21 protein-coding genes are annotated in these 19,032 nt (G+C 62.1%); 10 read left to right on the forward strand and 11 right to left on the reverse strand.

Features of this window, described 5'->3' with window-relative positions:
- Nucleotides 1–114 precede the first annotated feature (114 nt).
- Nucleotides 115–960, forward strand: coding sequence for an AAA family ATPase (locus ACW9IN_RS03840; protein ID WP_058411046.1), 846 nt, complete (start codon nt 115–117; stop codon nt 958–960).
- A complete protein-coding gene (locus tag ACW9IN_RS03845) occupies nt 960–2,138 on the forward strand; it encodes a vWA domain-containing protein (RefSeq protein ID WP_457364622.1) in 1,179 nt (392 codons plus the stop codon). The genes ACW9IN_RS03840 and ACW9IN_RS03845 overlap by 1 nt, the downstream gene beginning before the upstream one ends.
- 121 nt (nt 2,139–2,259) lie before the next feature.
- Here ACW9IN_RS03845 and ACW9IN_RS03850 read toward each other — a convergent pair whose 3' ends face one another.
- The 3 genes from ACW9IN_RS03850 to ACW9IN_RS03860 are packed head-to-tail and all read right to left on the reverse strand — an operon-like array spanning nt 2,260 to nt 4,612.
- Nucleotides 2,260–3,174 (reverse strand): 5-oxoprolinase subunit C family protein, encoded by a 915-nt coding sequence (locus ACW9IN_RS03850; protein WP_457364623.1) that lies wholly within the window; start codon nt 3,172–3,174, stop codon nt 2,260–2,262.
- Nucleotides 3,171–3,875, reverse strand: a complete 705-nt coding sequence (pxpB, locus tag ACW9IN_RS03855) for a 5-oxoprolinase subunit PxpB (protein WP_457364624.1) — start codon at nt 3,873–3,875, stop codon at nt 3,171–3,173. Before pxpB ends, ACW9IN_RS03850 begins: the two co-directional genes overlap by 4 nt.
- Nucleotides 3,872–4,612, reverse strand: a complete 741-nt coding sequence (locus tag ACW9IN_RS03860; RefSeq protein ID WP_457364625.1) for a 5-oxoprolinase subunit PxpA — start codon at nt 4,610–4,612, stop codon at nt 3,872–3,874. The genes pxpB and ACW9IN_RS03860 overlap by 4 nt, the downstream gene beginning before the upstream one ends.
- Before the next feature lie 175 nt (nt 4,613–4,787).
- Between ACW9IN_RS03860 and ACW9IN_RS03865 the strand changes: the two genes are divergently transcribed.
- Nucleotides 4,788–5,708 carry a LysR family transcriptional regulator gene (locus ACW9IN_RS03865; protein WP_457364626.1) on the forward strand — a complete coding sequence of 307 codons (921 nt, stop codon included), beginning with the start codon at nt 4,788–4,790 and terminating at the stop codon, nt 5,706–5,708.
- 48 nt (nt 5,709–5,756) lie between these two features.
- Here the strand turns inward: ACW9IN_RS03865 and ACW9IN_RS03870 are convergent, their stop codons facing one another.
- The 3 genes from ACW9IN_RS03870 to ACW9IN_RS03880 are packed head-to-tail and all read right to left on the reverse strand — an operon-like array spanning nt 5,757 to nt 7,654.
- The gene (locus ACW9IN_RS03870; protein ID WP_457364627.1) at nt 5,757–6,299 is read right to left on the reverse strand and encodes a DUF2937 family protein; all 543 of its coding nucleotides are present in this window, start codon (nt 6,297–6,299) and stop codon (nt 5,757–5,759) included.
- Nucleotides 6,300–6,310: 11 nt separating this feature from the next.
- Complete coding sequence (locus tag ACW9IN_RS03875; RefSeq protein WP_457364628.1) at nt 6,311–7,087, reverse strand: class II glutamine amidotransferase; 777 nt, start codon at nt 7,085–7,087, stop codon at nt 6,311–6,313.
- Between the two features lie 30 nt (nt 7,088–7,117).
- A complete protein-coding gene (locus ACW9IN_RS03880) occupies nt 7,118–7,654 on the reverse strand; it encodes an MFS transporter (protein ID WP_457364629.1) in 537 nt (178 codons plus the stop codon).
- 24 nt (nt 7,655–7,678) lie between these two features.
- Between ACW9IN_RS03880 and ACW9IN_RS03885 the strand changes: the two genes are divergently transcribed.
- Together ACW9IN_RS03885 and ACW9IN_RS03890 are read left to right on the forward strand one after the other, a co-directional pair.
- A complete protein-coding gene (locus ACW9IN_RS03885) occupies nt 7,679–9,721 on the forward strand; it encodes a S9 family peptidase (RefSeq protein ID WP_457364630.1) in 2,043 nt (680 codons plus the stop codon).
- Nucleotides 9,722–9,790: 69 nt separating this feature from the next.
- On the forward strand, nt 9,791–10,264 hold the full coding sequence (locus ACW9IN_RS03890) for a cyclic nucleotide-binding domain-containing protein (RefSeq protein ID WP_457364631.1): 474 nt from the start codon (nt 9,791–9,793) through the stop codon (nt 10,262–10,264).
- On the opposite strand, the gene ACW9IN_RS03895 is transcribed toward ACW9IN_RS03890, so the two are convergent.
- Complete coding sequence (locus ACW9IN_RS03895; protein WP_457364632.1) at nt 10,261–10,539, reverse strand: hypothetical protein; 279 nt, start codon at nt 10,537–10,539, stop codon at nt 10,261–10,263. The genes ACW9IN_RS03890 and ACW9IN_RS03895 overlap by 4 nt on opposite strands.
- A gap of 78 nt (nt 10,540–10,617) precedes the next feature.
- On the opposite strand from ACW9IN_RS03895, the gene ACW9IN_RS03900 reads away from it, so the two are divergent.
- Nucleotides 10,618–11,304, forward strand: a complete 687-nt coding sequence (locus tag ACW9IN_RS03900) for a spermidine synthase (RefSeq protein WP_076950258.1) — start codon at nt 10,618–10,620, stop codon at nt 11,302–11,304.
- A 62-nt stretch (nt 11,305–11,366) separates the two neighbouring features.
- On the opposite strand, the gene ACW9IN_RS03905 is transcribed toward ACW9IN_RS03900, so the two are convergent.
- A complete protein-coding gene (locus tag ACW9IN_RS03905; protein WP_457364633.1) occupies nt 11,367–12,287 on the reverse strand; it encodes a ParB/Srx family N-terminal domain-containing protein in 921 nt (306 codons plus the stop codon).
- A gap of 98 nt (nt 12,288–12,385) precedes the next feature.
- Between ACW9IN_RS03905 and ACW9IN_RS03910 the strand changes: the two genes are divergently transcribed.
- The 3 genes from ACW9IN_RS03910 to ACW9IN_RS03920 all read left to right on the forward strand — a co-directional run bounded on the left by ACW9IN_RS03910 (nt 12,386) and on the right by ACW9IN_RS03920 (nt 13,848).
- Nucleotides 12,386–12,760 carry a YajD family HNH nuclease gene (locus ACW9IN_RS03910; protein WP_025858458.1) on the forward strand — a complete coding sequence of 125 codons (375 nt, stop codon included), beginning with the start codon at nt 12,386–12,388 and terminating at the stop codon, nt 12,758–12,760.
- 201 nt (nt 12,761–12,961) lie between these two features.
- Complete coding sequence (locus ACW9IN_RS03915; protein WP_457364634.1) at nt 12,962–13,429, forward strand: RNA methyltransferase; 468 nt, start codon at nt 12,962–12,964, stop codon at nt 13,427–13,429.
- 68 nt (nt 13,430–13,497) lie between these two features.
- Complete coding sequence (locus ACW9IN_RS03920) at nt 13,498–13,848, forward strand: YgaP family membrane protein (RefSeq protein WP_457364635.1); 351 nt, start codon at nt 13,498–13,500, stop codon at nt 13,846–13,848.
- A gap of 53 nt (nt 13,849–13,901) precedes the next feature.
- On the opposite strand, the gene ACW9IN_RS03925 is transcribed toward ACW9IN_RS03920, so the two are convergent.
- Nucleotides 13,902–15,122: a hypothetical protein gene (locus ACW9IN_RS03925; RefSeq protein ID WP_457364636.1), complete on the reverse strand. Its 1,221-nt coding sequence runs from the start codon at nt 15,120–15,122 to the stop codon at nt 13,902–13,904.
- Between the two features lie 13 nt (nt 15,123–15,135).
- Entirely contained in the window at nt 15,136–15,585 is a 450-nt protein-coding gene (locus ACW9IN_RS03930) for a YcgN family cysteine cluster protein (RefSeq protein ID WP_209990028.1), read from the reverse strand.
- A 153-nt stretch (nt 15,586–15,738) separates the two neighbouring features.
- Here ACW9IN_RS03930 and ACW9IN_RS03935 point away from each other — a divergent pair, with 153 nt between their 5' ends.
- The gene (locus ACW9IN_RS03935) at nt 15,739–16,332 is read left to right on the forward strand and encodes a nitroreductase family protein (protein WP_457364637.1); all 594 of its coding nucleotides are present in this window, start codon (nt 15,739–15,741) and stop codon (nt 16,330–16,332) included.
- A gap of 41 nt (nt 16,333–16,373) precedes the next feature.
- Here ACW9IN_RS03935 and ACW9IN_RS03940 read toward each other — a convergent pair whose 3' ends face one another.
- A complete protein-coding gene (locus ACW9IN_RS03940) occupies nt 16,374–18,911 on the reverse strand; it encodes an OspG family effector kinase (protein WP_457364638.1) in 2,538 nt (845 codons plus the stop codon).
- Nucleotides 18,912–19,032: the final 121 nt, after the last annotated feature.

Below are 19,032 nucleotides of genomic sequence, written 5' to 3' on the forward strand. Positions count from 1 at the left end.
CACCGCCGGGATGTGGCGTGACCGGCCATTCAGAGACTGAATAACCCGTCTGCGTTCACAGTCGCCGGGGCCGCGCGGTATAGTCCGGGCATTGACGAATGCGAGGAAACACCGATGAAGTTCGAAGGCACCCAGGCCTATGTGGCTACCGATGACCTGAAACTGGCCGTCAATGCTGCCATCACCCTGGAGCGGCCACTGCTGGTCAAGGGCGAGCCCGGCACCGGCAAGACCATGCTCGCCGAGCAACTGGCCGAATCCTTCGGCGCCAAGCTGATCACCTGGCACATCAAATCCACCACCAAGGCCCACCAGGGCCTGTACGAGTACGACGCGGTCAGCCGCCTGCGCGACTCGCAACTGGGTGTGGACAAGGTGCACGACGTACGCAATTACCTGAAGAAGGGCAAGCTCTGGGAGGCGTTCGAGTCCGAAGAGCGGGTGATCCTGCTGATCGACGAAATCGACAAGGCTGACATCGAATTCCCCAACGATCTGCTGCAAGAACTCGACAAGATGGAGTTCTACGTCTACGAAATCGACGAGACCATCAAGGCCAAGAAACGCCCGATCATCATCATTACCTCCAACAACGAAAAAGAGCTGCCGGACGCGTTCCTGCGCCGCTGTTTCTTCCACTACATTGCCTTCCCCGACCGCAGCACCCTGCAAAAGATCGTGGATGTGCACTACCCCGACATCAAGAAGGACCTGGTCAGCGAAGCGCTGGACGTGTTCTTCGACGTACGCAAGGTGCCGGGCCTGAAGAAAAAACCGTCCACTTCAGAATTGGTCGACTGGCTCAAGCTGCTGATGGCTGACAACATCGGCGAAGCCGTGCTGCGCGAACGCGACCCGACCAAGGCGATCCCGCCGCTGGCCGGCGCCCTGGTAAAGAACGAGCAGGACGTGCAGTTGCTCGAGCGTCTGGCGTTCATGAGCCGTCGCGGTAATCGCTGATGCTGCTCAACCTGTTCAACGAGATGCGCGCCGCCAAGGTGCCGGTGTCGGTGCGCGAGCTGCTCGACCTGATCAACGCCCTGAAACAGCGGGTGACCTTCGCCGACATGGACGAGTTTTACTACTTGTCCCGCGCGATCCTGGTCAAGGACGAGCGGCATTTCGACAAGTTCGACCGCGCATTCGGCGCCTACTTCAATGGCCTGGAAAAGCTCGACGACCACTTGCAGGCGCTGATCCCCGAAGACTGGCTGCGCAAGGAGTTCGAACGTTCGTTGACCGACGAAGAACGCGCGCAAATACAATCTCTCGGCGGCCTCGACAAGCTGATCGAGGAATTCAAGAAACGCCTGGAAGAACAGAAGGAACGCCACGCCGGCGGCAACAAGTGGATCGGCACTGGCGGCACCAGTCCGTTCGGGTCCGGCGGCTACAACCCCGAAGGCATTCGCGTGGGTGACGCCGGCAAGCGTCAGGGCAAGGCCGTGAAGGTGTGGGACCAGCGCGAGTACAAGAACCTCGACGATCAAGTCGAACTGGGCACGCGCAATATCAAGATCGCCCTGCGCCGCCTGCGCAAGTTCGCGCGCCAGGGCGCGGCCGACGAGCTGGACATCGACGGTACCATCGACCACACCGCCCGCGATGCCGGCCTGCTGAATATCCAGATGCGCCCCGAGCGGCGCAATACCATCAAGCTGTTGCTGCTGTTCGATATCGGCGGTTCGATGGACGCCCATGTGAAGATCTGCGAAGAGCTGTTCTCGGCGTGCAAGACCGAGTTCAAGCACCTGGAGTACTTCTACTTCCACAACTTCGTGTACGAGTCGGTGTGGAAGAACAACCAGCGCCGCACTTCGGAACGCACCTCGACCCAGGACCTGCTGCACAAGTACGGCGCGGACTACAAAGTGATCTTTATCGGCGATGCATCCATGGCGCCATATGAAATCACCCAGGCCGGCGGCAGCGTCGAACACTGGAACGAAGAGCCGGGCTATGTGTGGATGCAGCGCTTCATGGCCAAGTACAAGAAGCTGATCTGGATAAACCCGTACCCGAAAGATACCTGGGGTTACACAGCGTCGACGGGGATCGTGCGGGAGCTGATCGAGGACCAGATGTATCCGCTCACATTACGCGGGCTGGAAGAAGGCATGCGCTTTCTTTCCAAATAGGCGGTGTGCTCACTGACGCTATCGCAGCGATGCGGCGACCCGACAAGCCAGCTCCCACAAGGGAATGTATTTCAAGGCTGAAATGCACTCCCTTGTGGGAGCTGGCTTGCCTGCGATGCTTTTAGCGGTTCAAAAATCGTTGCAGGAAATCGAGGTGCTGCCGGTGCGCCGTCTCCTGCACCACCGGCGCCAACCGCACCTTCTCCCCCGGCAGGCACTGCGCCAGCCTTGCCAGCGACAACGGTGTCAACGCCCCCAAGCGCGGGTAGCCGCCGATGGTCTGCCGATCATTGAGCAACACGATCGGCTGCCCGTCCGGCGGCACCTGGATCGCTCCCAGCGGGATGCCTTCGGAAATCAGCGACGCCCCCTGATACTGCAAGGGCGTGCCCAGCAAACGCATGCCCATGCGGTCGGCGCGGCTGTCCAGGGCCCATTCTGTGTTGAACGCATCGAACAGGCTTTGCCCACTGAACTGGCCGATCTGCGCGCCGACGATCACCTCCAGGGGCGCCTTGGCCGACAAGCCCGGCGCATCGAGCACCTTCATCGCACCGCCCACTCCGGAATACGCCAGGCGCCCGCCTTCGGCCAACGCCTTGCCAAAACCGTCCACACCGCCCATTTCTTCACGGATGACGGTGGCGCAACTGCCGAGCACCGCCGGTGCATCGAACCCGCCCGGCGCCGCCAGATAAGCCCGTGCGCCGCTGAATGGCTGGGTAAAACGCAGCCGCTCGCCCTTTTGCAGGATGAAACTGCGCCCGGGGCTGATGGCGCGCTCGTCGATATAGGCACCCAAGTCGGCACCGGCCAATGCCAGCAGGCAATACTCCTCGGCCTGCACGGTGAACCCGCCCAGGGTGATTTCCACCACCGGCGCATCCAGCGCATTGCCCAGCAGCCAGTTGGCCCAGGACATCGACACCCAATCCAGCGCCCCGCCCTGGGTGACGCCCAGGTGGCGCACGCCAAAACGACCAGCGTCCTGCAACAGGCACAGCGGCGTGCTGGCCTCGATGATCAAGCGGCTCATGCCTGCGCCTCCAACGGCGTGTCATCGCCACCCAGGTTGATGAATTCGGCGTGGCTCACCGCTTCGAAACGTACGGTGTCGCCAGGTTGCATCAGGCTGTAGCCGTCACGCTCGCGGTCGAACAACCGGGCGGGAGTGCGACCGATCAGGTTCCAGCCACCCGGCGACACCACCGGATAAGCAGCGGTTTGCCGCTCTGCGATGCCGACACTGCCGGCCGCCACGCGTTTGCGCGGGGTGTTCAGGCGTGGCGTGGCGAGCTGCTCATCCACCAGGCCCATAAAGGCAAAACCAGGAGCGAAACCCAGGGCGAACACCTGATATTCATGGGCGCTGTGGCGCCGGATCACCTCTTCCACACTCAGGCCGCTGCGCTGGCTGAGCAGCGTCAGTTCGGGACCGACGCTGAGGTCATACCACACCGGCAACACATGGCACTGGCCACTGCCCTGGGCTTCGGGTTGCAGATCGGTCAGGGCCTGATCGATCAGTTCACGCGCCCGGGCCGGGCTCAGTTCAGTGAGGTTGTAATGCACCATCAAGGTGGTATAGGACGGCACCAGGTCCACCAGCGTCGCGCCAAACCCTTCGCGCAGCCGCCGCGTGGCGGCGAGCATCCAGGGCATGTTGGCTTCGGCGATCACATCAAACAGACGCACCATCAGGCAATCGATGGCCACCACTTCTATCCGCGGTTTCATGCTGGCTTCAACGCCTCGCGGATACGCTGTACCGCGGCGATCGAACTGGCGTTGTCGCCATGCACGCACAGGGTGTTGGCTTGCAAAAGCAAGGCACTGCCGTCGCTGGCGGTCAGGGCATTGCCTTGGGAAAGGGTCAGGGCTTGCTGCACGATAGTCTCGGCATCGTGGTGCACGGCACCGGGCAACTGGCGTGAAACCAGATGGCCCTTGCTGTCGTAGGCGCGGTCGGCGAAGGCTTCGAACCACAGGGTCACACCGTATTCGTCGCCCAGGGCCTGGGCGGCGCTGTTGTCACGGGTGGCCAGCAACATCAGCGGCAGGTCGCCGTAGGCCGCCACCGCCTGGACCACGGCACGCAGCTGCGCAGGATTGGCCATCATGTCGTTGTACATCGCACCGTGGGGTTTGACGTAGCTGACGCGCGCGCCCTGCGCCCGGCAAATGCCGTCAAGGGCGCCGATCTGGTAATGCAGCAGGTCCTGGATTTCCTGCGGCGTATAGGCCATGGAGCGTCGGCCGAAACCTTGCAGATCCTGGTACGCCGGATGCGCGCCCACTTGTACGCCATGCTTGAGCGCCAGGCTGACGGTCTTGCGCATGATGCTCGGGTCACCGGCATGGAAGCCACAAGCCACGTTGGCGCAATCAATGAACGGCATGACCTCGGCATCCAGACCCAGGGTCCAGTTGCCAAAGCTCTCGCCAATGTCGCAGTTCAAAAGCAGACGGCTCACGGTGATTGCTCCTGTAGGCATTTTATTTTCTGCAGTGTGGGATTTTTTACGCAGAACTCGCAACTTGTCCTGACACCCCAACGACGCTTATCGTGGAATGGTTCGATTTTTGGCGTTTGCCCGGCGCGGCGTCCAACTAATAAAAACCGATCCATGCATAAGAAAAGTTGATCCCATGAATCTGAAGTTCCTAGAAACCTTCGTCTGGGTGGCCAGGCTCAAGAGTTTTCGTCTGACCGCCGAGAAGCTGTTCACCACCCAGGCCTCGATTTCCAGCCGCATTGCGGTGCTGGAAAGCGAATTGGGCGTGAAGCTGTTACTGCGCGACTCGCGGGGCGTGAGCCTGACCCCGGAAGGCGTGAAGGTGCTCGACTACGCCGAGCAGATGATGCTGACCCTGCAGGGCCTGAAGCAGTCCCTGGAGACCACCAGCAGCAAGGTCGGACGGATCCGGATCGGTGCCATGGACACGGTGATCCACACTTGGCTCAGTCCGTTGGTGGCGGAACTGATGGATCATTTCCCGTTGGTGGAAATCGAATTGGTCGCCGATACCGCGTTGAACCTCAGCGATCAGCTGCAAAAAGGCTTTCTGGACCTGATCCTGCAAACCGACCTGCTGCGCCTCGAAACCGTACGCAGCCTGGAACTGGCCAGCCACCCCATGGCCTGGATCGTCGCCAGCCAGTCGATCTACCACCGCGACTACGCCACCCTCGCCGACCTGGCGCAGGAGCGCATCATCACCTACTCGAAAAACTCCCATCCGCACCAGGACGTGATCAGCCTGATGCAGGCCAACGGCGTGGCGGCGCCGCGCATGAACTGTGTGAACTCGGTGTCGGCGATCACCCGTTTGCTGCGCGACGGCTTCGGTATCGGCGCACTGCCACCGGTGCTGGTCATGGAGGAGCTGGCACGCGGAGAACTGACGATGCTGCCGATGACACAACGCCCGCCGAACTTGCAGGTGGTGGTGTCATGGCGTGTAGGGGTGGAGTTGGTGGAAGAGATTGTGGCGCTGTGCCAGAAGGTCGTGGCGCGGTATGCCGAAGAGGTCGGTGAAGAGCGGATGGTCCTGACAAAACCCGATTAAACCTGTGGGAGCTGGCTTGCCAGCTCCCACATTAGACCGGGTTGGCCTTCAGAGCCCCTTCAGGTCCCGCTCTTCGATCGGCCGGCTCTGGCGCATGCGCTTGCCGCCCAGCACCACCCAGTCGATCAGCCGGAACAGGCATTCCAGCCCGAAGGACAACAGCATCGCCCCGCCCAGGCCCCAGCCCATGGCCTCGGGGGTCAGCAGGATCTGGTAGCTGTAGCCGTTCCAGGTTTCCTGGCGAATATCCGGGTCGGCGGCCACCGCCACTTGCAGCGCGCGGATGTACCACGGGCCTTGCATCGCCTGGAATTGCTTGTCCAGCGCCACCTGGCGGTCAAGCAAGGTGCCCAGGCTGTTGGCATCGCTGCGGAACACCGGGTCATCGCTGGCGCGGTAATGCGCCACCAACGCTTTCAAGTCGCCATTGAAGAACTGCTGCGCCGTGCTCTCGAAACCACGCAAGCCGGTCTGGGCCTCGATCAGATGCGCTTCGACGCGCTTGGCGTAATCATTGATGAACCCCGGCACTTGCACACCGACCAACAGGCCAATGGCAAACAGCACCAACCGCAGATAGCTGAGCAACATGGTCGATATCCTTACTCGGTGATGCCCTGGCTGACGCATTCACCGCGTCGCCACAGGCTCCATTGGCCCGGCTCGTAGCGGGTCCAGTTTTCGTTGTCGGTCAAGGGTTCGGTGGCGATCACCGTCACCACGTCATTGGGCGTGGTTTCGGCCTGAAAATCGACGATCACGTCGACATCCTTCAAGCGCGCGGGGCCAAACGGTGCGCGCCGGGTGATCTGTGCCAGCTTGGTCGAGCAATAGCAGAACAGCCAGTCACCGTCGCTGAGCAGACAGTTGAATACGCCTTTGCTGCGATATTCGCTGCACGCGGCGATCAGGTCCGGCAGCACTTTTTCGATGTCCACCGGTTCCGGGAAGGCTTCGCGCACGCGGTTGAGCAAATCGCAGAAGGCCGCTTCGCTGTCGGTGTCGCCCACCGGGCGGTAAAACGTGGCGCGGGGCTGGAAGTCGGCCAACTGGCCGTTGTGCGCGAAGCACCAGTTGCGCCCCCACAGTTCGCGCACGAACGGGTGGGTATTGGACAGGCACACCTTGCCCACGTTGGCCTGGCGGATATGGCCGATCACCACTTCACTCTTGATGGGATAACGCTGCACCAGCGCCGCCACTTCCGATTCGCTGCTGGCCGCAGGGTCCTGGAACAGGCGCAGGCCACGGCCTTCGTAGAAGGCGATGCCCCAACCGTCGCGGTGCGGGCCGGTACGCCCGCCGCGCTGCATCAGGCCGGTGAAACTGAACACGATATCGGTCGGGACGTTGGCACTCATGCCCAATAATTCACACATGCCGGGGCTCTCGCAGCAGGGCGGACAACGTTAAAGGCGCGGCTCTACGCGCATGCCACTCACGGGCGCGGGACGACGAAACGGCACGTCGTCCTCATCCTCGGGCTCGGCAGCGGCCAGGGCGGCGTCGGCGGCGGCCTTGCGCTCACGGCGGGCCTTGGCGGCACGCTCGATGGGCCAGCGGATCAGCACGATGACGAGGTAAACACCGAACGCGATGATCGTGTACATGAACAGATCGGAAATCGCTCGCCAGGCGTTGTTGCCGACCTTGAGCAGCAGGTCCAGGGCGGTGATGGCCACGGCCGGCGCGAACTGGGTCTTGACCGGGTCGACGATGGTCGGACTGAACAGCAACACCGCCATCAGCAATTGCAGCGGCTCGCGCAGCCAGCGCCAGATCCAGCGAGTCATGCGCCACCACACCAACAGGCAGCCCAAAGCGGCAAAGGCGTAAAGGCCCCAAGCAGTCAGATAGTCGTTCTCGGTCATGGTGTCCATGGCAAGGTAGGCAAACAGGCGGCTATGATAACGGCTTTTGCGTGTCGCGGCTGCAATGCCTGCCACCGTCCGCCAGATAGAGAATAATCCATGCCTGTATCGACCGCTCCGATTGCCCGCAAGGCCCAAGGCACAGATCCGTACGCCTGGCTGCAAGAACGTGACAGCGCCGAGGTGCTCGATTACCTCAAGGCCGAAAACGCCTGGCAGGAAGCCCGACTTGCCGACCAGCAGGCGCTGCGCGAAAGCCTGTTCGAAGAGATCAAGGGCCGCATTCTCGAAACCGACCTGTCGCTGCCCTCCCCCTGGGGCCCGTACCTCTATTACACCCGTACCACCGCCGGTGACGAATACGCCCGTCACTACCGCTGCCGCCGCCCCGCGGATGACAGCAACCAGGTCGACGACAGCAGCGAAGAACTGCTGCTGGACCCCAACGTGCTGGCCAATGGCGGCTTTTTCTCCCTGGGCGCATTCAGTATCAGCCCCGATCACCAGCGCCTGGCCTACAGCCTGGATACCAGCGGTGACGAGATCTACACCCTGTACGTGAAGGAATTGGCCAGCGGCAAGGTCAGTGAACTGGAGTTCCAGGACTGCGACGGCAGCATGACCTGGGCCAATGACAGCCTCACGCTGTTCTTCGGCGAGCTGGACGACACCCATCGCCCGCACAAGCTGTATCGCTATCGCCTGGACGGCACGGCAGCGCAGGAAGTCTTCCACGAACCGGACGGGCGCTTCTTCCTGCATTGCTACCGCTCCAGCTCCGAACGCCAGTTGCTGCTCTCGCTCGGCAGCAAGACCACCAGCGAAATCTGGGCTCTGGACGCCGACCAGCCCCACCTGGACTTCACCTGCCTGGCGCCACGGGTCGAAGACCACGAATACGATGTCGACCACGGCCAACTGAACGGCGCGTGGACCTGGTTCATCCGCAGCAATCGCGACGGCATCAATTACGCGTTGTTCGTGGCGACCGACATTGGCGACGTGCCCACCGAGGCCGAGTGGCAGAACCTGATTCCCCACAGCGATGAGGTGATGCTCGACGGCGTCAGCCTCAACGCCGGTGCCATGACCCTGAGCTTGCGCATCGGCGGCCTGCCGGTGATAGAAGTGCGCCCCGAGGGTTTGCCGGCCTATCGCGTGGAACTGCCGGACGCCGCTTATAGCCTCTACGTACAGAACAGCCTCGAATTTGCCAGCGACCGCATCCGCCTGCGCTATGAAGCGCTGAACCGCCCAGCCCAGGTGCGCCAGCTGGAACTGGCCAATGGCGCACAGCAGGTACTCAAGGAAACCCCGGTGCTCGGCGTGTTCAACGCCGACGACTACGTGAGCCAACGCCTGTGGGCCACCTCGGCCGACGGCACCCGGGTGCCGATCAGCCTGGTGATCAAGCGCGATCAGTTGGGCAAGCCAACGCCGTTGTACCTGTATGGCTACGGCGCCTACGGCTCCAGCCTCGACCCGTGGTTTTCCCATGCACGCCTGAGCCTGCTCGAGCGTGGCGTAGCCTTTGCCATCGCCCACGTGCGCGGCGGCGGTGAGCTGGGCGAGGCCTGGTACCGCAACGGCAAGCAGGAACACAAGCAGAACACCTTCAGCGACTTCATTGCCTGCGCCGAACACCTGATCGCCGAGGGCCTGACCACCTCCCGACAACTGGTGATCAGCGGCGGCAGCGCCGGCGGCCTGTTGATCGGCGCGGTGCTCAACCAGCGCCCCGAGCTGTTCCAGGCGGCGATTGCCGAAGTACCGTTCGTCGACGTGCTCAACACCATGCTCGACCCGGAGCTGCCGCTGACCATCACCGAATACGATGAATGGGGCAATCCCGAAGAGCCCGAGGTGTATGAACGCATCAAGGCCTACGCCCCCTACGAAAACGTCAGCGCCCAGGCGTACCCGGCCTTGCTGGTGATCGCCGGCTACAACGACAGCCGCGTGCAGTACTGGGAGGCAGCCAAGTGGGTGGCCAAATTGCGAGACACCGCGACCTCCGACAACCTGTTGCTGCTCAAGACCGAGCTGGGTGCCGGTCACGGCGGGATGAGCGGCCGTTACCAGGGATTACGTGACGTAGCGCTCGAATATGGATTTGTTTTCAAGGCACTGGGGCTGATTTAGGAACTTCGCACGGCGGGCCTGTCTGAACACAGGACCGCCCTGCCCGATTGACCAACCCAGATTGCAGCCATGCCACAACCGACCTTATTGAATAGCGAAATCCGCGACATGCTGATGGACTGCGGCCTGTTCGACCCGCTGTTGCCGGAAGACTTTCACGTGGCCGCCGGCTACTTCAACATCAGCACCATCGCCCGTGACCAGGTGATTTTCCTCGAAGGCGATGGCGGCACCTTCATGTGCATCATCCACAGTGGCCAGGTGGCGGTGCAGAAAGCCAACCATGACGGCCAGCGCGTGACCATCGCCACCCTGCGCAGCGGTCGCGCCTTTGGTGAAATGGCCGTGCTCGACGGCGAGCGGCGCTCCGCCACCTGCGTGGCGGCCAGTGACTGTGTGCTGTTGAACCTGGGCAAAGACTCCCTGGAAAAAATGCTCAACGAAGCGCCCCGGGTCGCCGCCAAGATCATCCGCGCCATCGCCATTGCCCTGTCCAAACGCCTGCGCATGGCCGATGGGCAATTGCTTTCGCAACAGTTCTAACCGCCGGGGGCCTTCGGCTTGCTGTCACTTTGCAGCAGGCCGGGCACCGTCTGATCCTTCGGCGGGGTCGGCAGCACGATAGGCGCCAGGGGCGGTGAACCGTTGGTCTTGGGCAACGCCGGCGGGGTGACTTGTGGGTACAACGTCGGTGTTGGGGTGCCCGGCGCGCCGGGCGTCGGTGCTGGCGCAACCGGTACGGTTTGCAACTCCTGAGCATGCGCCGCACCCAAGGCGAGCGCGCTCAACACAATGACCGTTAGAATGCTGCACTTCATCGATGGCTCCATGGCCTGACCGGAATGTCACAAGGCTACTCCCAACCGCGCAAGAATGCCCTTCCCAATGAGATTTCCATGAAACGTTTCGTTCTGCTGGACACCACCCCGATCCCCGACAACGGCGGTGCCTTGTGCCTGTTCGAATACGGCGAAGACTTTGTCATCAAGATCCAGGGCGGTGACGGCGGCCAATTGATGAACACGCGCATGCACGGTTCCGAGGACGCGCTGGCCGAAATCCCCTGCCGCAAGGTCGCCGGACGCCCGGATTCACGGGTGTTGATCGGCGGGCTGGGCATGGGCTTTACCCTGGCCTCGGCCCTCAAGCACCTGGGCAAGACCGCCGAAGTGGTGGTCGCAGAGTTGGTGCCCGGCGTCGTGGAGTGGAACCGTGGGCCACTGGGCGAAAAATCCGGCCGCCCGCTGCTGGACCCGCGCACGGTGATCCGCCTGGAAGACGTGGCCAAGGTACTGCAGGCCGAGCCCCAGGGTTTTGACGCGATCATGCTCGATGTGGACAACGGCCCCGAAGGCCTGACGCAAAAGGCCAACAGCTGGCTTTACTCCGCCGGTGGCCTGGCCGCGTGCGCCAAGGCCCTGCGCCCCAAGGGCGTACTGGCCGTGTGGTCGGCCAGCGCCGACAGGCTGTTCAGCGACAAACTGCGCAAGGCCGGGTTCAAGGCTGAAGAAGTGCAGGTGTTTGCCCACGGCAACAAAGGCACGCGGCACACCATCTGGATTGCCGAGAAGCTCAAGGGCTGAACACGATTCACCAAACACCACAAGCCCGCTCCCACACAAACCAGGCAGTTTTGTCCTGCGCTTTAGTGCCGGGATTTACGGAAATCGATCACATACGGGACCTTCTTGTCGAAGGTCTTCTCCAGCGCATTGCGGTCCAGCTGGCTCATGCCGCCCAACTGATGGGCAGTAAAGCCACTGTCGCCCACCTGTGAACCCGGCGCCAGGCTGACCATGCGCTTGGCGACGGCCTCGATGGCGTCTTTGTAGCCGCCCTTTTTGTTCAGGTTGAACGCGCCCAGGTCGATCTGGCTGCGCAGCCAGTTGCCCCAATAGAACTCGAGGAATTCCGGCGCGACCTCGCCGTCATCCGGCTTGCCATAGGCAGCCTTGCGGCTGAAATACACCAGGCTGCGCAAGGTATCGTCCTGCAAGTTCTTGAAACCCAGGTGCGCGGGCAGTTGCTCGGGCGGCAGCGTCTGGCCCTGGTTGTCCTTGAGCCAGACTTTGCGCGCGGCCTCCATGCGCTGCCAGAAACGCTTCATATCCGGGCTGTCGCTGAAGTCGTCCGTCACTTTGACCCACATTTTCAACTGCGGGCCGCCGCCGGGTACTTCCCACAGGGTGGTGAAGCTGTGGTGACCGTCGGTCAGGTACAACTGACCAGCCGGGCCGACCACCACGGTTTTCATGTCCTCGGGATGGGTGCCCACCGGGTCCTGGCAGGTGAAACTGGCCGGTTTGTGCAGGTCGGCGCCCTTGGGCACCCTATCGGCCTCGCCTTGGCCATTGGTTTCGCAGTATTCATCGAAGACGTTGGCGGGTTTGTCGGCAAACAGCTCAAGGCTGTAACCAATCTGGTCGAAGCCCACCACGGCCTGGGTCGGGTGCAATTGTTCGAGGGCCACCTCGATCACCTGCCCGGGTTTCGGGGTAGAGAAGGCCTGAGCCTGGGCGGTCACCACACCCAGTAGCAGTGCAACGGTCCATGAAGACAAACGCATGAGTTTCGAATCCTTATCGATAAAGTGAAGCGGTTATTTACAACGCGAGCGGCTAGAATCAAGCCTGTCCGTGAACCCCCTGAAAACCAGGAGCCATGATGAGCTCGACCAACCCGCCCTCCCACACCGCCAAGCTGGATCGCATCCTCGCCGATGCGCAGCGCGACCGGGAAATGGGCTACCGCGACAAAGCCTTGAAGATGTACCCCCACGTGTGTGGCCGCTGTGCCCGTGAGTTCTCCGGCAAGCGCCTGAGCGAACTGACCGTACACCACCGCAACCATAACCATGATGACAATCCGCAGGACGGTTCCAACTGGGAGTTGCTGTGCCTGTATTGCCACGACAACGAACATTCGCGCTACACCGACCAGCAGTACTTCGGCGAAGGCTCCACCAGCAGCCCGACGATTGCCAAGGCCACGCACAACCCGTTCGCGGCGTTGGCTGGACTGATGAAAAAAGACGATTGAAGATCGGTGTTGCCTGTGCCGGCCTCATCGCAGGCAAGCCAGCTCCCACATTTGACTGTATTCACAAATAGATAGCTGTGAGCCCAGTCCAATGTGGGAGCGGCGGTGCGACGATTCGACTTGCCCGCGATAGCGATCCCCCAAGCACTACAGTCCTCAGCACCGTATAATCGCGCTTTTTCCGCCAAGGCACCCTTCCCCGTGGGCAATAAACGCTACAGTTGCATCGGTCTGTATAACCCCAAATCCCCCGAAAACGTCGGCTCGGTGATGCGCGCCGCCGGTTGCTACGGCGTGGCTTCGGTGTTCTACACCGGCGTGCGTTACGAGCGCGCCCGGGACTTCGTCACCGACACCAAGAAGGTCCACCACGACATTCCGCTGATCGGCATCGATGACTTGAAGAAGATCCTGCCGCTGGGCTGCGTGCCGGTTGCCGTGGAACTGGTAGAAGGCGCCCGCCCGCTGCCCGAGTACACCCACCCCGACCGTGCGCTGTACATTTTCGGCCCGGAAGACGGCTCCCTCGACAAGGACATCCGCGACTGGTGCGAGGACGTGGTCTACATCCCGACCACCGGCTGCATGAACCTGGCCGCCACCGTCAACGTGGTGCTCTATGACCGTCTGGCCAAGGGCAACAACACCCGTTCGGGCCCCAAATACTGATTTTTCGGGAACATCCGGCGCCTGCGGGCAGTCAGCTGCATAACCCTTGTCCTTGTTGGAGAACGATCATGAGCGACAGCAAAACCCTGCGCCCCGTCATCAGGCACACCCCTCTCGACGTCCACCCTGAACAGAACGTGCATGGCTGGGAGCGCATCGGCTCGGTGGCCGGCGGCGTGATGATGGTCGGCAAAGGCCTGCGCCGGGGCGGCCTGTTCGGGTTGATCCAGGTGGCAATCGGCGGCGTGGCACTGGCCCGTGGTTTTACCGGGCACAGCTCGCTCAAGGACAAGCTGGAACAAGGCCGCCAGGAAATGAACAGCGTGCGCACGAAGATCGAGCGCGCCGCCGAAGAGCTGAAAAACCTGAAGACCAAGGCCGAAGTGGCCGCTGAAAAAACCACTAAAACTACGGCCTGAACACCAAACCAAATGTGGGAGCTGGCTTGCCTGCTCCCACATTTGGTTTTGCGTCAGTGCAGTAATTTGCTATCCAGCACCACCGACGGCTCGCCGAGGATACTTTCGGCGAGCTTCACAAACTCGGCGGTGGTCACGCTATTGGCGCGCATCACCGCCTGCGCCAGATCATCCAGCGAACGCTTGTTGTGGGTTTTCACGCGAATCTCGCGGTCCAGTTCCTGCAACAACAGCACCGCCCGCGACACCGTTGCGCCACTGACGTGCTCGCCGCGCAGGCTGCTGACGCCCTTGCTGTCCCGGGTCAAACGCGCCTGAATGGCCACGTAGCGTTCATCCGTGATACCACCGGCCCGGCGCACCAACTCGATCCCGTAGTACTCCGCCAGCCCTTCACTGATCCAGTCGCTGCTGTCGTGGTCATTGAATCGCCCGATGGCCTGCACCACTTCGCGAATCAACGGGCTGCTGCCGTTCTCACTGATCAGAGGCGTGCGGCTGTTGAGGTAGATCGAGTCCCGCGACGAAAACGCGCCACGGCGCATCGGGTCGCTGGCGCCCACCACCAGCAGCTTGGCCGGATGGCGCGGGAACGCGGCCTCCACCTGGGGCCAGACGAACGTCAGCAACGTCAGTACATCCATGCGGCGCATGGCCTGGCCCTTGGGCGAAGCCACGGTGACTTCCGTCTCGCCCAGGCGCACGCGACGGCTACCGAGGTTGCCGGCGAGCATCCAGCCGGTGGGACGGTCGAACAGGCGTGAAACGTTGTCGATACGGAACTTCTTGTTGCCGATGCGCGGCCAGGCCGTCTCGACGCTTTTCCAGCCGGGCGGCAGTTCGAACACCAGCCGCGCGACCAACTCGACGCCATCCTGCTGGTCCAGACGCGCAGCCGGTACCAGGTCTTCACCGCGAAACAGTGCCCAGGCCGGGGTCATTCGTGCTTCATAAATGCCGGGCTTGCGCGCCTGGGTGAGGCGTACACGGTAGGTCAGGCTGGCCTTGTCGGCACCCGGCTGCCAGAGCCCACGGGTGCCAGTGACTTTCCATTGGCCATCGGCCTTGAAGTCGCTGTACTCGCCATCGTGCCCCAGGTCGAAGTCCAGGCTGCGCACGGCCGAGCCCTGGGACAGACTCACACGCACTTCGGCCTGCTCGCCCTGGGGCAACAGTTTGACGTGATAGTCCAGGTCGACCTTCCTGGCGCACCACGCCGGCATGCTCAGGGCCAGCAACACCAGGCTCGCCGCCAGCTTGACTCCCGCCCTCATACACACTCCTTGTTCAGCCCGCGCGGAAAATCAGGTAGTCCTCCCAGTCGTCCTCGGGCACGCTGCCTTCGCTGAGCATGCGCCCGGACTGGGAAATGCGTTCGTGGTGCACGGCGTCGCGGTCGCCACACACCAGGTGATGCCACAACGGCAGGTCCTTGCGCTCGCTGACCAGGCGGTAACCGCAGGTGGGCGGCAGCCATTTGAACTGGTCGGCCTGGCCCGGGGTGAGCTGGATGCAGTCGGGCACCGAGGCGCGGCGGTTGGGATAGTCGGTGCACTGGCAGGTATTCAGGTCGAGCAGCTTGCAGGCGATCCGCGTGTAATAAACGCTGTTGTCGTCTTCATCTTCCAGCTTTTGCAGGCAGCACAGGCCACACCCGTCGCACAACGACTCCCACTCCTCCTGGTCGAGGTGTTCAAGGGTTTTGCGTATCCAGAAAGGTTCGACTTTGGCGGCCATGGCTCTACATCAGTATCGGTAGGTGAAAAGGCCGCCAGTCTAGTGCCCAAGCCGTCCGGGGCCAAGCGCTTGCGACTGGCGGTGTAACAACACTTGTCAGTCTAGTGTGCGCCAAGTAGTTTTGAAGGCTGAATCGACCCTCAGGAACTGCCCATGAGCACTAACCCACGCGTTGCCGATTACCCGATCCATACCCAGTTCACCGAACGCTGGTCGCCCCGCGCCTTCACCGGTGAAAGCATCCCCAAGGAAACCCTGCTGAGTTTCTTCGAAGCCGCCCGCTGGGCACCGTCGGCCTATAACTCGCAGCCGTGGCGCTTTCTCTACGCACGCCGCGACACGCCGGACTGGGAGCGCTTCCTGAGTCTGCTGAACGAGTTCAACCGAGGCTGGGCCCAGCATGCGTCGGCCCTGGTGATCATCGCGTCAAAAACCGACTTCACCGCCCCCGGCGCCAGCGAAGAAACCCCGGCCCTGTGGCACACCTTCGACACCGGTTCGGCCTGGGGCCACCTGGCGCTGCAAGCCAGCCTCAGCGGCTGGCATACCCACGGCATGGCCGGCTTCGATCAGGAACTGACCCGCAAAGAGCTGAAGGTGCCGGAGGGTTATGCACTGCACGCCGCCGTCGCGATCGGCAAGCTGGGCGACAAATCGACCCTGCCCGAATACCTGCAGGGCCGCGAGGCGCCAAGCCCGCGTCGTCCGTTGAGCGAGTTGGTGTCGGAAGGTGATTTCAGCCTGTAACGCCCTCAAGCTGCACCCGGCAGGGTGCAGCTTCCACTGCATCACTGACGAACGATCAGCGCCCTGACTTCAGCCTGCAAGCGCGCCTTGCTGCGCTGATAGTCACCCACTGCCATCTGCCGCAGAAACGGGTCACCTGCCAGGACCTCGGGGTCCATGGCCTGGATATCCACCGGGTAGACTTTTTTATCCCTGGCCGAATAGAGGAAGTTATTCAGGTGCATGTCGCTGTGATAGATCCCTTTCGCCTCCATGCCCGCCAGTGCCTCATCCAGCAGGATTTGCACCTCTGACGGCAAACTGCGCTCGGACACGCTCTCCAGGCTGACGCCGTCCAGCCGTTTCATCCTGATATAGGCGCGCCCCTCTTCGACGATCGCTTCAGCAAAGCCTTCGCCGTAATAGAGGTTCAGGCAGCGGGTTTCCGAGGTGACGTAATCGGGCACGGAGGTCGCGGCCTTGGTCCCGAAATCTTTGTAGACGCTCTTCCCATCCAGGCTGGCGTAGATCGTCCCCTCGGCGCCGCCGCCGATTTTCTCGCCCAGGTCCGCCAGCACCGACGGAGGGTTGCCACCCCGTGCCACCACCCGCTGCCATTGATCGCCCTGCACATGCTGCACCAGCAATTCAGTCTGCCGATTGTTGTGATAAACCCGTGCCTGCACCGCCCCGTCCTCGGTACGGGAGACCTGCCGAACCTCATACACCGCGCTGCGGCCAGTGCTGTCGGTGTTGCGAATGTGGGACACCTGCCCATCCGCCGAGAGATAGATACCCTGACTGTTGCGGGTAAGCCCGGAGATGTTCGATTCGCTGACCTTGTAGGCGCCATGCACGGCATTGTCCAGACCTGCTGACAGCCCCTTGCGCACGCTCTTGTGCAACAGGCTTACGCCGCTCGCCAGCGTATCTCCCAGACCGCTCAACGGGTTGAACGCCTCAATGGTACTGGCCCCCACAAACCGGGCCACACGGGCCAGTCCTCCGAGACTGCCGACCCCCTTGGAAAACGCCCGACCCGCCTGCGCCGCCTTGCCTGCACCGAACGTGACCAGGCCCACCACGTCCAGCGCCAGGTCAAACGCGCCCTCGGCGTAACGGCCTTCGGAAAAGTTGACGATGGCCGAACGCAGCGGAATCAGATTCAGGAAAAACTCGCCGATGGCCTTGTCGGTCGCGCGGTCATCATCGAAGCCGCTCGCCCCTCGGGCTTGCGCAAGCAAATCGTCGTTGCGTAGGTCCAGGGACTTGGCGAACACCTTCCCGATGTAGTCGATACGCCCGCTCAGATCCCCTGGCAACGCCCCCTTGGGTTGCAGCCGCTCCTGATTCTGGCTCGGTTGCTCATCCTTGAGCGGATCGATCAGCACCGTTCTGCTCAGGATATTGGCGTTGCGCGACTCCAGGTTCTTTTGGGTATAGGGCGGCGTATACCTGGAGATCAGAAAGTTCTGTTTCTTGAGCGTGCCACTGCGAGTGTCGAGTTCGTAGACGTTGACCTTGCCACCCCGCGTGGTCTTGATACGCAAGGTTTCGCCCCGGGCGCGCAAGGCTGGCGGGGTGAAGAAGTCGAGGGCGATCGTGTAGTCGTTGGTGTGGAAAAACTCGAGTTCGCCGAACTCGAAGTCAGCCCTGTCCTCGGGCGCCAAGGTGGAGATGAGGTACTTGGCCAACCCCGCGTGGCCTTTTTCCAGCGACGTGATCGCCTGGTCGTACGCCGCTTTGAACTCTGCTGCCGCGTTGAGTTTGCCGGCCTCATAGAGCGTGCAGAATTGTTTCGCCGGGATCCGCGTATCCCTGGAAACCCAGTGTTCCAGGTTTTTCAGAGCGGCACCGTCCATCACAATATCCAGCATGGAATACAGACCCGGGAACACCCCGGGTCGCCCGGGGTTCAGCCAGACTTTCTGCAAGGCCTTGGCTTCGAACAGGCGGGGTTCCATCGCAGGAAATGCTTGCTGAAGCATGGTCAGCGCCATATCCCGCCGACTGGGCAACTGCACATCCAATCCATCGCCGGCTGCGGTCAATGCGCGCACCTGGTCGTTGTAGAGGTTACGCACATGGTCCATCTCGGCTTCGCCCGGCGGGCCATCGGTGGTTTTCAGCCAACCGTTGAGCACGCCCCACTGTGCCAGCGCTGCACGCTGGGCGAGCTGAACGTCAGCCGTGCTGCCCTTTCCTTGGGCCGCGGCCATGACTTCGGCATAACTCATCGTCGACGAACTGCCGGGCGCATCGGCCTCGACCCTGGCCGTGGCGATCGCCAGTTGCACCCAGCCGATACTGCCAAAGGTGATACTCGGAGGAATATCCCTGAGCAAAAACGCCGGTGCGGTCCTGGCCAGCAACCGGCTGGCCGCCAGATTGGCGGTGGACGGGGTGGCTTGGCCGGTGTCGATGAGGTGACGAGTCAGCCCGTCGATGACGGCAGACGCGGGTTTGCCGCGAAACCGGGCGTGAGTCAGATCAAAACCGGTGAGCGGGTCAAGTGACTCATCGTTTTCGGGAGCCACGCCGGAGGCTGCGGATAACGTGGAGGTTGGAGAAGGGGAAAAGACGGAAGTGATGCCAGTCATAAAGGTACCTGTCCATCGCGTGGGGAATCATCCGACCGAAGGCGCCTTTCAGCACCTGCGGCGGTCACTGGGTGTGAATACCCGGTGAGGTGGTTCCAGCCTGGTTGTCAGGTGGTGTGTC

It is taken from the genome of Pseudomonas sp. SDO5271_S396 (assembly GCF_054071795.1).

What these genes read in the sequence shown, in the direction of transcription:
- ACW9IN_RS03840 (WP_058411046.1), top strand. Translation starts at nt 115, where the DNA reads ATGAAGTTCGAAGGCACCCAGGCCTATGTGGCTACCGATGACCTGAAA.
- ACW9IN_RS03845 (WP_457364622.1), top strand. Translation starts at nt 960, where the DNA reads ATGCTGCTCAACCTGTTCAACGAGATGCGCGCCGCCAAGGTGCCGGTG.
- ACW9IN_RS03850 (WP_457364623.1), bottom strand. Translation starts at nt 3,174, where the DNA reads ATGAGCCGCTTGATCATCGAGGCCAGCACGCCGCTGTGCCTGTTGCAG.
- pxpB (WP_457364624.1), bottom strand. Translation starts at nt 3,875, where the DNA reads ATGAAACCGCGGATAGAAGTGGTGGCCATCGATTGCCTGATGGTGCGT.
- ACW9IN_RS03865 (WP_457364626.1), top strand. Translation starts at nt 4,788, where the DNA reads ATGAATCTGAAGTTCCTAGAAACCTTCGTCTGGGTGGCCAGGCTCAAG.
- ACW9IN_RS03870 (WP_457364627.1), bottom strand. Translation starts at nt 6,299, where the DNA reads ATGTTGCTCAGCTATCTGCGGTTGGTGCTGTTTGCCATTGGCCTGTTG.
- ACW9IN_RS03875 (WP_457364628.1), bottom strand. Translation starts at nt 7,087, where the DNA reads ATGTGTGAATTATTGGGCATGAGTGCCAACGTCCCGACCGATATCGTG.
- ACW9IN_RS03885 (WP_457364630.1), top strand. Translation starts at nt 7,679, where the DNA reads ATGCCTGTATCGACCGCTCCGATTGCCCGCAAGGCCCAAGGCACAGAT.
- ACW9IN_RS03890 (WP_457364631.1), top strand. Translation starts at nt 9,791, where the DNA reads ATGCCACAACCGACCTTATTGAATAGCGAAATCCGCGACATGCTGATG.
- ACW9IN_RS03895 (WP_457364632.1), bottom strand. Translation starts at nt 10,539, where the DNA reads ATGAAGTGCAGCATTCTAACGGTCATTGTGTTGAGCGCGCTCGCCTTG.
- ACW9IN_RS03900 (WP_076950258.1), top strand. Translation starts at nt 10,618, where the DNA reads ATGAAACGTTTCGTTCTGCTGGACACCACCCCGATCCCCGACAACGGC.
- ACW9IN_RS03905 (WP_457364633.1), bottom strand. Translation starts at nt 12,287, where the DNA reads ATGCGTTTGTCTTCATGGACCGTTGCACTGCTACTGGGTGTGGTGACC.
- ACW9IN_RS03910 (WP_025858458.1), top strand. Translation starts at nt 12,386, where the DNA reads ATGAGCTCGACCAACCCGCCCTCCCACACCGCCAAGCTGGATCGCATC.
- ACW9IN_RS03920 (WP_457364635.1), top strand. Translation starts at nt 13,498, where the DNA reads ATGAGCGACAGCAAAACCCTGCGCCCCGTCATCAGGCACACCCCTCTC.
- ACW9IN_RS03925 (WP_457364636.1), bottom strand. Translation starts at nt 15,122, where the DNA reads ATGAGGGCGGGAGTCAAGCTGGCGGCGAGCCTGGTGTTGCTGGCCCTG.
- ACW9IN_RS03930 (WP_209990028.1), bottom strand. Translation starts at nt 15,585, where the DNA reads ATGGCCGCCAAAGTCGAACCTTTCTGGATACGCAAAACCCTTGAACAC.
- ACW9IN_RS03935 (WP_457364637.1), top strand. Translation starts at nt 15,739, where the DNA reads ATGAGCACTAACCCACGCGTTGCCGATTACCCGATCCATACCCAGTTC.
- ACW9IN_RS03940 (WP_457364638.1), bottom strand. Translation starts at nt 18,911, where the DNA reads ATGACTGGCATCACTTCCGTCTTTTCCCCTTCTCCAACCTCCACGTTA.